This is a genomic window from Aquimarina mycalae (genome assembly GCF_029906345.1).
In the GTDB taxonomy this organism is placed as follows: domain Bacteria; phylum Bacteroidota; class Bacteroidia; order Flavobacteriales; family Flavobacteriaceae; genus Aquimarina.
This window is the reverse complement of the sequence record NZ_JARYGY010000007.1, coordinates 225198-241427: the sequence shown is the minus strand read 5'-3', so window position 1 is coordinate 241427 and position 16230 is coordinate 225198. Positions and strand designations below refer to the sequence as shown.

The following is a 16230-nucleotide window of genomic DNA, read 5'->3' as shown; positions in this document are numbered from 1 at the left end:
TCCACAAATCTATTAGAAATACAAGGGCTTAAATTGTAAAAATGTAATCAAAGTACTATCGCAAACAATCTGATATAGTGTGTTCATTTTTACTAATAAATTGTTTTGTATTGAAAAAGTTTACGGTATCCATATTATTGTTTGTTATTTCTCTATCTGTATTTTCGCAGAGTGAACCTTCTTTTAAAAAAAATGATAGTTTAGAGGTATTAATCAAAATAGCTGATAGTTTACGTTTCGAAAATGATTTATATCAATCCTTAGATTATGCATTTGACGCAGTCAATTATGCCCATAAGTTGGAAAATTACCATTACTTATCTCAAGCGTATTTGTTAATGGGAAGTATTCAATATGAAATTATTGACTATGAAAATGCAAAAAAACACCTATTAAAATCATTAGAATATTCAGAAAAAACCAAGGATAAAAAATTAATGCCTTTGATTTTAAATAGCTTGGGAAGTTTATATTATTATGATAACAATGATTATAAAAACGCGTTGTTTTATTACAAGAAAGCTGTAGAATTACAAAAATATAATAGTCCTAGTAATAATTATCAAATCCTACTACACAACCTAATTTGGACCTATTTAGATCTCGATCAATATGATAATGCTATTCCATATCTAAAGGAAGCAGATAGTATTGACAATCTCATTAACATTACTCATGTTGACAGGAGTTCTTTATACCTACAAAAGCACGTTACCATACACGTGATGGTGAAATTGAACTTGCAGAAGAATATTTTAACAAATCTCTAGAACTACTTGAAGGGCCTGAATTTTGGCTAAAAGGAATAAGCTATTTTTATCAATATAGATCACAGATGTATGAAAACATACAAGACTATCCAAAAGTTATTGCTGATCTAAAAAAATTTCAAGAAAATGAACGTAAATTTTATGAGAATGCTCGAGACAAAAAAGAAGAAGTAACCAAAATCAGATTTAGGGTAGATCAATATGAGCAAGAACTAGAAGTAGCCAAAAGAGAAAAAGCACTATTGTTAGATATTGATAAAAACAATAAAAGAATCATTTTTATATCGTTTGTCAGTCTTATACTTTTGGTTGTCGTTGTGTTCTTTTATTATAGAGGATATCGATCCAAAAAGAAGGTTAGTAAAATTCTCGAGCTAAAAAATTCAGAGTTATTCGAAGCTAAATCTCAGGCGGAAAAACTAAGCAAGATCAAATCACAATTTATCTCTACTATTAGTCATGAACTCAGAACTCCTTTATACGGTGTTGTTGGAATTTCTTCAATTCTGTTAGAAAATGATCCTAAGTCTGATAAAGACAAAAAACTTCTTAATTCACTTAAATTTTCTGCAGACTACTTACTTGATTTAGTTAATAAAGTACTGAAAATAAGTAAAATTGATTCTGAAGAAAAGGAATTAATCAAAGCTCCTACAGATTTATTTTCTTTATCTCAAAACATTTTACAGTCTTTTGAGCATCAATCGAAAAAAAAGGAGAACCAATTAACTCTAGATTATCAGGACAATATCCCAAAATTACTTAATGTAGATGCATTACGGTTATCCGAAATTTTGATTAATCTAATTGGGAACGCTAATAAATTTACAGACCAAGGATCCATTTGGCTTCGGATCAAATTATTATCTAGAGATGTCAAAACTGTTAAAATTAGATATGAAGTTGAAGATACTGGTATGGGAGTACCAGAAGATCAGAAAGAGTATATTTTTGAAGAGTTTTCGCAAATAGGTAGCGTGTATGACAATAAACAAGGAACAGGATTGGGGCTTTCTATTGTGAAAAATTTGATTCAGGTGATGGATAGTCACATCCATTTCGAAAGTAAAAAAGATGTTGGATCTAAGTTCTATTTCGATTTGGATCTGGAAATAACTGATAGTACACAAGGTATGGAAAGCGATACCGAAGGTATTGAGAATACTGATGATCTCGTGGCAAAAATTTTGGTAGCAGAAGACAATAAAGTAAATCAATTGGTAACTAAAAACTTACTCAAAAACATTGGTTGTGACTGTACAATTGTAGAAAACGGATTCGAAGCCGTTGAAATATTAAAACATCAGAAATTCAATTTGGTTCTTATGGATATTAATATGCCTGTTATGGATGGAATGCAGGCTACTTTAAAAATTCGAGAGTTTGACAAAACTACTCCTATCATTGCCTTAACAGCCTCAGAGTTAAGCGAAGTTTCTCAAGAATGCACAAAAGCTGGAATGAATGACCTAATTAATAAGCCCCTAAACAAAAAGGATCTGCGATACGCTATCCATAAAAACTTAATCATTAACAACTCTAGAAATATGTAGTAATTGAAATTTACCAAAGTAATTAATACTCTAAATTACAATATAAAAAGGTATAATATCCCCATTTTTATATTCTTGCAGCGCTAATAACCGTTAGTTTTATTGTCAATTATAATGAAAAAAACCTATAATTTTATTACATTATATCACGCTTAAAAACAATTAATACCGTTTTCACTCAAATTATTAGTAAGGTTAGGTGCTCATAATAAAGAATCTCGTATTGTATAACCTTATTTAATGTAGCGTATTAATAAAACCTGTTTTTATATTGAAAAAATTTAAACATATTATTGTTTTCTTCATTGCTTCTTTATCAGTCTTTGGTCAGGATTCTATTTCTATTAAGAAATATAATCAAGTGGATGATTTGATAATAAAATCCCAAAAAGCATCTAGGAATGGGAACATGTATTTAGCGTTAGAACATGCAGTTGAGGCAGCAAAAGGAGCTCATAAATTAGAAGATCCTTACTATTTATCTATGTGTTACTTTTTAATAGGTAATATTCATTATGAAATAATTGATTATAAAACGGCAAAAGAAAATCTTAATAGAGCATTAGAATATTCAAAAAAGTCCGAAAACGAAACATTAATCCCTAGGATTCTAAACAACTTAGCCAATGTCTATTACGATGACAAAAAAGATTATAAAGGAGCCTTAACATATTATAAAGAGTCTGTAAGTATCTTCAAAAATAAAATTGAAAAAAAACCTGAAGAAGTTAATATGACCAGTTATGAAACTCTCATTATTAATTTGACTTGGACATATATGGATCTCAATGAGTTTGATAACACTGCTCCATATCTAAAAGAAATTGACAGTTTGATTTTTTCACCTACTGGGTCAGAAGGGAATAAGTCCTCTTATTATCTGTTAAAGGCACGAAATTATGCACATTATGTGGCTATCGATAGCGCTGAAGCATACTTTGAAAAAGCACTAAAACAACTTGATAAACAAAGTTCTTGGGTCAAAGGGAAAAGTTATTTTTATGAATACAGATCTGAAATGTATGAAAGAATTAAAAATTATCCTTTAGCATTAGCTGATAAGAACAGTTTAATAGAAAATGAGCGCAAAGTCTATGATTTTACTAAATCCAAGCTTGAGGAAATGGCTAAATCTAGATTTAAGCTAAACGAATATGAGGCAAAATTTGAGGCCAATAAAAGAGAAAATCAGCTTTATCAAAACATTGATAAAAAGAATAAAAAAATCATTTACATTACCCTCTCTGGTCTTATTCTGTTGATGATTCTAGTTGTCCTGTATTACAAAGCATATAAATCCAAAAAAAGAATTAGCGAAACTTTAGAATTAAAAAATAGCGAGCTATCAGAAGCTAATCAAAAAGCAGAAAAATTAAGTAAGATCAAGTCACAATTTATCTCTACCATAAGTTATGAACTTAGGACTCCTTTATATGGCGTGGTTGGAATCTCTTCAATTTTATTAGAAAATGACAAGAAATCTGAAAAAGACAAAAAATTACTCAATTCTTTGAAATTTTCTGCAGATTACCTTCTTGATTTAGTAAATAAGGTGCTCAAAGTAAGTAAAATTGATTCTGAAGAAAAGGAACTTATCAAAACACCCACAGATATATTTTCCTTATCACAGAATATCTTACAATCTTTTGATTATCAGTCACAAAAAAAAGAAAACACATTAATCCTAAAGCATAATCATAGTATCCCTAAACTACTTAATGTAGATGCATTAAGGGTCTCCGAAGTTTTAATCAACTTAATTGGGAACGCCATTAAATTTACTGATAAAGGAAGAATTTGGCTTCGAATCAAATTATTAGATAATGATTCTAAAATCGTTCGAATTCGATTCGAGGTAGAAGATACAGGTATGGGAGTACCAGAAGATCAAAAAGAATACATTTTTGAAGAGTTTTCACAAATCGGTAGTGTCTACGATAATAAGCAAGGAACAGGTTTAGGACTTTCTATTGTCAAAAACTTGGTTCAGGTAATGGGAAGTCAGATTAATTTCGAAAGTAAAAAAGGGGTTGGATCTATATTCTATTTTGATTTAGATCTGGAGATCTCAGAAAGCCTAAATGATTTAGAAAACGGGTTAGAAAATACGATCATCACAGAAAATGTATCTGCAAAAATATTAGTTGCAGAAGACAATAAAGTCAATCAATTAGTAACCAAAAACTTGTTAAAAAATATTGGGTGTATTTGTACGATAGTAGAAAATGGATTAGAAGCCGTCCAAATTTTGAAGAAAGAAACTTTTGATTTGGTACTTATGGATATTAACATGCCTGTAATGGATGGTATGCAGGCTACCTTAAAAATTCGGGAATTTGATAAAACTACTCCGATTATTGCATTGACTGCTTCAGAATTAAGTGAAGTAGGAGATGAATGTACAAAAGCAGGAATGAATGACCTTATTAATAAACCTTTAAATAAAAAGGATTTGCGAGAGGCTATTGATAAAAATTTAATCATTAACAACTCTGAGACTAAGGGTTAATTGCTATGCCTCCATCGTTAAATTAATTTGTCCTCTAGACTGTTCTGATCTACACGAATTTTCTTCCCTACAGAAATATGTACAGCATTTTGTCACATTGGGAATTTTTAGTCATTGATTTGAAAATGATAAAAGCAAAACATTTATATTTGATTTAATACCAACCAGAAACGTATAGCTTATTCACTACTACACGTTTCTTATATTAATCAACAGTGATCATTTAAGAATCCCTACGTGAAATCAAAATTAACATGGGTTTTAATGTGAATTTAAAATAAGAGAATGCAATGCTTACAGATATTAATCCTAAATTACCAATGCGTGATAAAAAGGTAACGCGCGAATTTTATTCAAATCAATTAGGCTTCAAAGAATTTGGAGGTGTTGACTATGATGGTTATTTGATGATGCAGTGTGACCAAATTCAAATTCATTTCTTTGAATTTAAAGAGCTTGACCCAAAAGAGAATTACGGTCAGGTTTATATCAGAACTGACAATATTGATAAGTTGTATAAACTTTTGCTGGAAAAACAAACGAATATTCATCCTAATGGACCATTGGAAATCAAACCTTGGGGACAAAAGGAATTCTCTGTACTTGATCCCGATAATAATTTATTGACATTTGGACAGAATATTTAAGAAAAATAAACCTTCAACAATGAGTAATACCTTTAAATCATTGTATGTATTTAAAAAACCCATCAACATTATTGAAGTAACCTTTATAACAAGAAAAACAATTAACTAATTTGACTATAAAAACAATATAATGAAGACTAAGATTACTGAACTATTTGGTATTGAACATCCAATTATGCAAGGAGGAATGCACTATGTAGGCTTTGCTGAATTAGCTGCAGCTGTTTCTAATGCAGGTGGTATTGGAACAATTACAGGCTTGACTCAAAAAAAACCAGCTGATTTAGCAAATGAAATCGCAAGATGTAAAGATTTGACTGACAAACCTTTTGCTGTAAATCTAACTTTTTTACCCACAGTCAATGCTCCAGATTATCCAGGATATGTCAAGGCGATTATAGAAGGAGGCGTAAAAGTTGTGGAAACTGCAGGACGTAATCCGCAAGAGGTGTTACCATACCTTAAAGACGCAGGAATTAAAGTCATTCATAAATGTACTTCAGTAAGACATGCATTAAAAGCACAATCTATTGGTTGTGATGCTGTGTCCGTTGATGGTTTCGAGTGTGGTGGCCATCCAGGTGAAGATGATATCCCGAACATGATATTGTTACCACGAGCTCATGAAGAACTTGAAATTCCATTTTTAGCTTCAGGTGGAATGGCAGATGCTCGCTCTTTGGTAGCATCATTAGCAATGGGTGCGGAAGGTATCAATATGGGAACCCGTTTTATGGCTACACAAGAAGCACCTATCCATGAAAATGTAAAACAAGCCATCCTAGATGCTACAGAATTAGATACTCGTTTGGTTATGCGACCTCTAAGAAATACAGAACGTGTAATGAACAATGCAGCAGTACAACGTTTATTAGAAAAAGAACAAAAGCTTGGGAAAAACATTCAATTCTCGGATATAATTGAGGAAGTTGCCGGCGTATATCCTAAAATTATGATGGAAGGGGATATGGAAGTTGGAGCATGGTCATGTGGAATGGTTGTAGGATTGATTCATGATATACCAACCTGTAAAGAGTTAATTGATCGTATAATGACAGAATCGCACAGCCTTATTACCAAAAGATTGAATGATTTAATTTGATATAAATAACATATAAGATATAAACATAATAAAGGATAAGGTGAGACGAATACAATGAAATCGTTCTATTATCAAACGATTAGTACATAGATCCTTTATTATGCTTATATGAGGCCAGTTTAAACATAGAATCGCTGGTTACACTTTACACCCTATCTTCTAAAGGTTATTATTTGCTAAAAAAAATTGCGCAAGTGATTGCTTTCGTTTATATTTGCAAGCAATCACTTGCTTATTAAATAAATTTATGAAAAGAGATGTATTTAATGCTATCGCAGATCCTACCAGAAGGAGTATACTAATATCCTTGACCAGCGAATCACAGAATGTCAATACTTTGGCAGACAAGTTTGACATGACTAGACAAGCAGTATCATTACATATTAAATATCTACAAGAATGTGGTGTTATCACTATAAAAAAAGAAGGTCGAGAGCGTCATTGCAATCTTGAAGTTCAAAAACTTGCAGAAATTGCTGATTGGTTAGAACCTTTCAGAAAGATGTGGGCTGGAAAATTCAATCAGCTTGACAAGTTATTGAACGATTTACAATCTACAAAGAGACAATAAAACACAATTAACATGGATAATAAACCATTAATAATAGAACAAGAATTTAATGCTCCATTAGCACTTGTTTGGCGGGCAATTACCGAAAAGGAGTTAATGAAAAAATGGTATTTTGATATTTCTGATTTCAAACCAGAGGTAGGCTGCAAGTTCCATTTTGAAGGTGGCGAAGAAAATAAACGCTATGTACATCTATGCGAAGTTTTAGAAGTAATTCCTTATAAAAAACTAAAGTACTCATGGACATATGAAGGATATACAGGCATTTCTTTTGTTACATTTGAATTATCATCTGTTGGTAAAAAAACCAGTGTTAAACTAATCCATGAAGGACTCGAAACATTTACAAACCCAGACTTTATGAGAGACAATTTCATGGGTGGATGGAAATATCTAATTCATGAGTCCTTGAAGGAATATCTCGAAAATGGTAAAGCACTTCGTAATTGGTAGTAAAAAATAACCAACCTATCTTTTTGAAGCATATCTCATTGCAAAATCTCCTAATAAGTTTTAAGGAAATTCAAGTAAATCTCACACTCGTCTTTCTTTTTGCTAACTTAGTGTTACAGTACTACTAAATGCAAAGATCATTATCACTAATAGAACAAAAAATGAAATGGAAATAAAGGATACTGAAAAACAAATTCGCGAACAAGAAGCTAAAGAATATACTATACAGAATCCCTTATTATATCAAATTCTTACTTATACCGCAGTGTTTATTTTTTGTTGTCTAACTATTCTATCCATCATCTGGATTATCACACTAGTAAAAACAGAAGGATTTTTATCTATTGGTGGTATTCTGGTCATTACCTTTTTTACAGGATATAGTTCTTATTTAGGCTTACAAGTACTACGATATAAAACCGCGCAGGTACTATATAATGAACATTGCGTTACAGTTATTAAAAGAGGGAAGACTTCTAGTTATACCTGGTCAGAAATAACAAAAACTAAGTACCATGGTATGTTTCGAGTTTTGAGGTTATTTAATGCCAAGAATGAAAATATTTATACCATTCACGGTATAACTCCAGACAATAAAAAATTTATTCAAAAAGTTGGTAATACAATTGGGTATACTAATGATGTGTTTTAAACTTAAATAAGATAAAAACCAGATCAATAATATTTCTGTACGCTCCTCTACTCTATTTAACTACTTCAATCCATTTCCCTTTAGTTCTTACCAGATAGTCATTATCATACATTGCTTCGCATTGAATGCCTGGTAAATAATATTTCCCTAAATAAGAAGCATTGAGCAACAAGGTAACAGTTTTACTTTCTTTCGGTTTTAAATCAAAATAGAAATTCACTCGATCATCTCGTATGTCTGTATAGGTTACTTTATTAGCTCTAAATGACCCAAAATCGGTAAAACGAGTATTGACTACTTCCCATCCTGATGGAAAAATCTCTGTCAAAGCAATATCTTTTACTTTATTTCCAGATGTATTAGTAATAGTTACCTCGGCAACAAAATCAGTTCCTTGTGATAGTTTGGTAATATCAATAATTCTGCCTTCTCTATTTTTATAATCTACAATTGCTTTAAAATTACTTTGAATCACTTTCTCACTACCAACAGGTAAGATTCCGCTAGTTGCAAGCTGCACAAAAATGGTGTTATCCTTATTGTTTTTCAGGATTAGCTTATTGTTTTTAACAATAGACAACTCTCCAGATGTAGCCAACGTTTTGTTTGAATTTGCCTGTACTGATTTTCCGTTTAAGGTATACTGCACATCTACTCCTTTTCCTCCAACATACGCAGCATATTTTGCCATGGCCATCAATGCATAAGAAGTTGTTTGTGTACTCATCCATTTTTTTGAAGATAACTCTTTGGCTAGTTCTACTGCTATTTTCTGAGCTTTTACTTTTTGATCTAATAACACTAACGTTTCAAGTGCCATCGCTCTGTTTCTATTGGTAGATCCATATGTATAGTAATAGTTTTTTCTTGGCTGAAAATCAATATTTGCGCTATTCAATAATTTTTCTGCAGCACTTTTTTGCCCTACAAGCCCATAAGCGGCTGACAGTCTTAATTTAGCATCATTAGAAAGGTTTGATGTTTCTCGTAGTCGATTCATTGAAGATAAATCAGGGCTACCAGCTAATGCTAATGTATACAATCTATAAGCTTGTGCCAGATCACTACCATTGCTTCTCCATCTTTTTGCTTGTTGCTGCTGATAATTAATCCAATTGCTTTTAAAACCAATCGGTAATACATAGCCTTGCTTATTTGCCTCTAACAAATAATGTCCTGCATAAGTAGTTCCCCAATCATTAGCACCACTATATCCTGGCCAATAAGACATCCCTCCATTAGGTTGTATAAAGCTTTTTAATCTATAAATTGCAGCTTCCATATGACGCTGAATTTTCTTTTTCTTTTCTGAAGACAGCTCAAATACATCTCCTAAATATAATTGAGGAAAAGCTCCCGAAGTTGTCTGCTCTACACAACCGTGAGGGTATCTGATTAAATATTTTAATCTTCCTTCAAAATTCATTGGAGGTAATGAGGACAATTCTATTATTGTACTATTGCTGCCTTCAACTCCAAAAGAAGCAAAATCCACCTCTTGCGCACTATTAGGCTCCAATACTATAGAAGTAACCTCTGTAGTCATTGGATTCGGATTCATAATATCAATAGGAACACTATAAGATGCTTTCTCACCATTACCACTGGCAACCACTTCAATATCTGTAATTGATGCGCCCTCTAACACTTCAATATCAAAATACACCATTTGTTCATCTGGTTGTGAGAATGAAATACGTTTACTAGCTTCTCCTACTACTGTAAATCCTTTATTTGGTTTTAAAGTTACATTTACATCCTTTACTTTATTTTCCATGGCAAAAACAGTTACTGGAATTGTTACTTTTTCGCCAGGAGTTATTTTTCGAGGAATTGAAGTCAATACCATTAATGGTTTTCTTACAGGAGTTGTTTTATCAGTACTTCCGTACGCTGCATTTGATGCATCAGAAGCTACGATCATCGTACGAACAGACCCTATATATTTTGGTATTTTAATTTTATGAGATTTTGTTTCTCCATTTTTCAGCTCAAAAGGTCCTTTGTAAACCACCATTGGTTTAAATCTATTTGCTTTTTTGGATTTGCTTCCTCCCGCTTCTGCATCACCACCAATACTAAAGATTTGATTTATACTTCCTCCATATGCGCCGATTACATCATCATAAACGTCCCAGGTTTTTACTCCCAAAGCCTCTCTTGCATAAAAAGTACTCCAAGGATTTGGTGTTTTAAATCGCGTAAGATCTAATAATCCTTCATCAACTATAGCGATAGAATAGGTCATAGCTTTCCCATTGGTTTCACTAATTTTGACATCAATAGTTTCTTCTGGGCGCAACACATCTGGCATCTTAACAACAGGAGTAATCCTAGTAGCTGGATTCTCTACAGAAATAGGAATCACACCATACAATCGGATAGGTAAATCATTAGCTGTAGATGCATGTGGTTGCAACAATGTAATATGGATATATACATTTGGTGTATATAATTCTTCTATTGGTAATTCAAACTTAGTTTCTCCTTTTTTTGGTGTGACCCATAAAGATGACAATACTTCTGTACCATTTTCTACTGTAATCAGTGCTCTCCCGCCTTCACTGGATGGAAAAGTAACTGTAGCGGTTTCTCCTACATCATAGGTGTTTTTATCTGCTGAAAACAACAACATTGTAGCGGCAGAAGGATCATTTTTATTGGCTCTTCCAGCCCAACCTGGCCAATCTACATATATAGTTTTACCAGTTGCATGTCCTCCATTAGGATCTACAACACGTACAAGGTATCTTCCCCATTCTGGATGTTTGATTTCGAACTTAAAGTTTGCTGTACCACTATTATTCGTACTTACTTTGGTTTTAAAAATTTCGCGACGATAAGAACTACGATTATACGATGATAAATTATCATCTGAAGTATCCCACCACCATCTCCAGTTTACCTTATACACATATACTTCGAGATCTTTTGCTGCTTTTGGTTTTCCATTTTCATCAACAGAAACCACTTCAAAATTATGTTCAGTATCGGTTAAAAGCATTCCACGTGCTTTGTCTCCTTTTGGGGTATTTAAACCGATATAAGTTTTATATGGTGAAAAGTCTTTAGAAATCACATCAGTACTAAAATCACCTCCATTTTCATACACTTTGGTAATAAACGAGGCTCTCAACATTCCTGCTGCCTTGGTTTTTAGTTTTGGTTGCATAGAAAAACTAACCTTTCCATCTCCCGAGAGTTTTCCATTAAATACTTCTTGTTCATCAACACCAAATCTTCTTGATGGATCATCAAAAATATACCCAGGAAAGGTTTTAAATGTTGTTTTCTTTGCATTAAAACGAACATTAATATCAGTTTGAAGTCCCTTAGCAATAGCTCCGTGTAACCAGAGCACTTCCAGATCTCCTGTAATACTTTTGTTTGCCCCTAAAACTTCATCTTCAAAATTTGTTTTGATTTTGAGACGATTAGGCTTAATGGTTTCTATTTTTAACAATTTAGAAAAACTAGCTCCTCCAACTTGTACTTTTGCTTGCCAATTTCCAGTAGGTGCTTCATCAGAAGTTTCTACCATAAATTTATACACATTACCTACTCCATCTGTTGCTGTTTTCTGGTCTACTATCTTTCCATATGGATCTTTTAATTCAAATTTTACAGGATGGCCTTTAGGCAATTTATTAGCATTATCATTTAGCATAAATGACAAAAACAAAGTATCGCCAGGACGCCACACTCCACGTTCTCCATAAATAAACCCTTTAATTCCTTTTTGTAAGCGCACTCCAGAGACATCAAATTTACTAACAGACAATGCATTTCCATCGTTTAGTTTTACATATGTACGTTGTTTACCCGAAGTGGCTATTGCAAAATACGCAGGACGATCAGCATCAAACCCAGTCATTCCCTGAGCATCTGTTGTGGCGATACCCATTTCCTGTTGTTGATAATTATAGAAGGTAACTTTTACATTACTCATCGGTTCTGTAGTTATAATATCGTTTACAGTAACCATATAAGAATTATTCAATCCTTTTTTAACAACTACACCCAGATTAGATGCTAAAATATTAGCTGCCAATTTTTTATTTCTAAAAAATGAATTGCTGCAAGGATTATCTCTCTCGTTCCAGTCATAATCATAATAATCATCATAGTAATACTGAGAACTATCCCAAAAACTTGATTCTTCCTCTGTATCATAGTTTTCTGTCAATTCATCAATACTTGTATCATCTGTAGCTACTCCATCACATTTATAAAGAGAATACGCTTTTCGATACTTTAATTCTACTCGATAAATTGCTCCTTGCTCTGGTGTAATCAGTTCTTTTAAATCTATTGCGAATGCATTCCATTTACTTAGGTTTAATGATGCATTTTCTTGAAGGTTTATTAATTTTTTAGCAACTGGCCTTGCAACACTTCTAAGATTACTGGATCCATCCAGATTATTATTTTGTAAAAACTGAAGGATATTATTCTCGAACACCTTTACAACCTGCACTTCTACTGCTCTTAAGTTTACTGCCTCAAAATTAAATTTTAAATTTTCTGAAGTTGGAAGAATCACTCCACTCTGCAATAATCTCACGTCTGGTTTCGGTTGCTGGAACGATACATTTTCTGAATAAGTACTTTTTAGCTTATAATTGTCAACGCTTTTGATTCCTTCAAAGACAGTTACCTCTAATGTTCCTTTTAATTCTTTTTTAGGATACACCTTTAGATCTTGCCCTTTTACTGTATATTTTAAATTTTTGGCTCCAGCAATGGTAACAAGTCCATCAAAATTTTGATTTTTTTTCAGCGGATCAGAGAAATTAATTTCCACATATTGTCCATCAAAATTAGAAACCGATACACTTATCACAGAAAAGTTATTCTTTCCTGGAATATTTAAAACATTATTTCCTTCTGTATCAATATTAAAGGATTTTCCTGACCACTTAACTTCTACTTCAGAATCATCTTCAAAACGTTGAATGCTATCAATTCTAAAACTAAACTGACGGCCTTTTGTAGTGGATTCTCCAAAATTAACTGAAACCTCTTTACCTTTTTGAGTAGCAGTAATTAACTGTTTTGCTGTATCAAAACTCAATTGGTCACTTGCCGTAATTGTTCCATTTATATATTGCCAATCCTTACTATATGACTGAAGATTATCTGTAAGTACCGAAAATTGTTGTTTTAGCGTTTTTACACTAAAAACAAACTCCTCATCCAGTTCATCTTTTAAATCTTCTACAATATCTTCTAGATCTAATGTAAACGTATATTCTGTATTTTGTTCAAAACCTTCTTCTGGTTGAAATGAAATAGTACGATTGTTAATTGCAATCACTTTTCCTTTTACCTTTGGCGAAACAGAAAGTACTTTATCCGATAACTCTTGATTATCATCCCAACCTTCTACTGGTGTTTGTAACACAACATACACATTATCCAATACCGAAATTACACCTGTAGATACATCCGAAATATACTCTTGATACTTATTAAGCTCTGAAGCATTTTCTTCTGCCATTTCTCTGGCATCTTTCTTTTTACAGGAAAACAAAATTGTAGAAAACAAAAAGAGATACAGGATACGTGATACTCGCATATTGATGGAATTTTAGTTGACTTTATAAATGTAAGATATTTTTAGGCGTAGTTGTCCCCTGAAAATAGTGAATTTTCAATTTTTATGGATAAATATCATTCTGAAACAAAAAAACACCTTCGCATACTGTTATACACCTACTACGCTATACGAATCATATTGCTTATAATTTTAAAACGGTTTGTTTTTGTAAAAATCGATTAGTGCGATTCTACCTTGAAAAAATCGGAATGTCAACTGTATCACATTACCCTTATTATCTTCTAGAGAAACCGATGTATTTAATTTAAAATCAAATGGTTGATTCTTTCCTCCTTCGATTGCAATATTATCAGCATACAGAGATAATCCTTTTTCAGTATTTAATACTGGTTCTATTTTTCCTGAGATTCCAGGGATTTGACCTGATTTATTGATAATAACAGATCCAGAGCTATTGGATTTTTCAATAATAACTTCAATATCTTCTTTAGGGTTTATATTATTAAAAACCACTGCTGGATACTCTTGATGTGCAATAAGTACCGTGTATAATTTTCTTGTACGAATTACAAAATGAGCCAATCCATTTTCATCTGTAAACCCTTCTAGATAGGTTGAATTATTTGCTACAAGCACTACTTTTGCATGCTTAATTAGTTTCTTTTTCTCATCTACTACTTTAATTGTAAAAATAAATGGTTTTGGACTAATCATAGTAGAGAGTTTCGACCATCGATTTCTGAAAAAAGATTGATCCTTTCTCAACTTATTTTCGATCAGAATGGCTAATTCTTCTGGAGTCTTATTTTTCAGACTTATATAACCGATTGTTTGGAGAATTCCAGGGATTTCTGTGTCATCAAATCTAGCAGGGAGAATATACTCTCTGCTCTCCTGAAATGCTCGTGCTTGCATCGAAACTCTCTCATGATTTGTCCATAATTTTTTATTGTAAAAGTTAGATACAAAAAGTACTGTATACCTTGCTTTATTTTGATAAATCTCTGACAAATACTCATATAAATTTTTTCCCCACAAATTAGCTTCCTCAAATAAATCATAAAACACATTAATTCCTTTAAGTCGCAAGCTATTCGCTACCTTCTCTACATACGCCCTATTCTCTCCTGCAAAAGATAAAGCCACATCATATTCATAACTTCTATCACTCATCACTGACTATTTTTTAACCTAAAACTGACTTAATACTTTCTAAATAATTGATCTATTACAAAATTACTCTCTTTATTTGGAATTATTCCATTTTTTATTGGAAATATTCCAACAAAAGTTTTACTTTTAAACCGTAAAATCATGACTTTTGGAACGGAAAAAATTTATCAAAGGAAGAGGAGCACAGGAAAAGATACACAATCGGTTTTCTGCGAATCACTATGAATTAAGGGATGATTTCCTAAACTACCTTCAAAAAGAGGGAGAATCTATTAATTCACATCAAACTACATTTATAGAGACTTTTCCTAAAACAATTGTAAACAAGGTAACTAGTCCAGATGTAGGCATGGTATATTCTCTAAATCCATATCAAGGTTGTGAACACGGATGTGTATATTGTTATGCCAGAAATTCCCATGAATATTGGGGATATGGTGCTGGATTAGATTTTGAGAGTACAATTCTGGTTAAAAAAAACGCTCCTCTACTATTAGAAAAGAAACTAAAAAGTAAACACTGGAAAGCTTATCCTATCGCTCTTTCTGGAAATACCGATTGTTATCAACCCGCAGAAAAAAAACTAAAGATTACCAGACAACTTCTGAAAATATTTTTAAAATACCGTCACCCAGTTGGTATCATTACTAAAAATGCATTGATACAACGTGATATCGATATTATTTCCAAATTGGCAGAATATAATTTGGTATCTGTGTTTTTATCTATTACTTCTTTAAATGAAGATACTAGAAGAATCCTGGAACCAAGAACCACTAGTATTAAGAAACGATTAGAAACTTTAGAAAAATTAAATACTATAGGAATCCCAACAAATGTTATGATGGCTCCTATTATTCCTTCTATTAATAGTCATGAAATATTGTCACTTTCTAAAGAGGTATCAGCGCGTGGAGCCAAAAGCATTGGATACACTATCGTTAGATTAAACGGAGCAATTGGTCAAATATTTACAAAATGGTTAGAGCATACTATTCCTGATAGAAAAGATAAGATTTTACATCAAATTATGGAATGCCATCAAGGAAATTTAAATGATAGCACATTTGGCAGAAGAATGAAAGGTTCTGGAAAAATAGCAGATCAAATCCATCAAATGTTTGCTATTGCAAGACAAAAGTATTTTCCAAAAGAAAACAAGATTCATTTAAACTGTGATTTACACGAATCCCATAAAGATGATCAATTACGATTGTTTTGAAGGTTTTTTGGTTATTTT

Annotated in this window: 11 protein-coding genes; 9 read left to right on the top strand and 2 right to left on the bottom strand. The window is 32.2% G+C overall.

The features are described from left to right. Positions 1–110 precede the first annotated feature (110 nt). From QBK95_RS17510 to QBK95_RS17475, 8 genes are all read left to right on the top strand, one after another. Complete coding sequence (locus tag QBK95_RS17510; RefSeq protein ID WP_280935850.1) at positions 111–770, top strand: tetratricopeptide repeat protein; 660 nt, start codon at positions 111–113, stop codon at positions 768–770. 65 nt (positions 771–835) lie between these two features. Continuing rightward, a complete protein-coding gene (locus QBK95_RS17505; protein WP_280935849.1) occupies positions 836–2323 on the top strand; it encodes a response regulator in 1488 nt (495 codons plus the stop codon). 271 nt (positions 2324–2594) lie between these two features. Continuing rightward, positions 2595–4832, top strand: coding sequence for a response regulator (locus QBK95_RS17500; protein WP_280935848.1), 2238 nt, complete (start codon positions 2595–2597; stop codon positions 4830–4832). A gap of 290 nt (positions 4833–5122) precedes the next feature. Further along, positions 5123–5479 carry a bleomycin resistance protein gene (locus tag QBK95_RS17495; protein ID WP_280935847.1) on the top strand — a complete coding sequence of 119 codons (357 nt, stop codon included), beginning with the start codon at positions 5123–5125 and terminating at the stop codon, positions 5477–5479. A 130-nt stretch (positions 5480–5609) separates the two neighbouring features. Next, on the top strand, positions 5610–6581 hold the full coding sequence (locus QBK95_RS17490) for an NAD(P)H-dependent flavin oxidoreductase (RefSeq protein ID WP_280935846.1): 972 nt from the start codon (positions 5610–5612) through the stop codon (positions 6579–6581). A gap of 247 nt (positions 6582–6828) precedes the next feature. Then, complete coding sequence (locus tag QBK95_RS17485) at positions 6829–7152, top strand: ArsR/SmtB family transcription factor (RefSeq protein ID WP_280935845.1); 324 nt, start codon at positions 6829–6831, stop codon at positions 7150–7152. A 12-nt stretch (positions 7153–7164) separates the two neighbouring features. Further along, entirely contained in the window at positions 7165–7605 is a 441-nt protein-coding gene (locus QBK95_RS17480; protein ID WP_280935844.1) for an SRPBCC family protein, read from the top strand. 166 nt (positions 7606–7771) lie between these two features. Continuing rightward, positions 7772–8257 carry a hypothetical protein gene (locus tag QBK95_RS17475; RefSeq protein ID WP_280935843.1) on the top strand — a complete coding sequence of 162 codons (486 nt, stop codon included), beginning with the start codon at positions 7772–7774 and terminating at the stop codon, positions 8255–8257. A gap of 52 nt (positions 8258–8309) precedes the next feature. Here the strand turns inward: QBK95_RS17475 and QBK95_RS17470 are convergent, their stop codons facing one another. Beyond that, positions 8310–13835, bottom strand: coding sequence for an alpha-2-macroglobulin family protein (locus tag QBK95_RS17470; protein WP_280935842.1), 5526 nt, complete (start codon positions 13833–13835; stop codon positions 8310–8312). A 171-nt stretch (positions 13836–14006) separates the two neighbouring features. Beyond that, positions 14007–14990: a TIR domain-containing protein gene (locus tag QBK95_RS17465; RefSeq protein ID WP_280935841.1), complete on the bottom strand. Its 984-nt coding sequence runs from the start codon at positions 14988–14990 to the stop codon at positions 14007–14009. A 148-nt stretch (positions 14991–15138) separates the two neighbouring features. Here QBK95_RS17465 and QBK95_RS17460 point away from each other — a divergent pair, with 148 nt between their 5' ends. Continuing rightward, positions 15139–16212: a PA0069 family radical SAM protein gene (locus tag QBK95_RS17460; protein ID WP_280935840.1), complete on the top strand. Its 1074-nt coding sequence runs from the start codon at positions 15139–15141 to the stop codon at positions 16210–16212. Positions 16213–16230 lie beyond the last annotated feature (18 nt).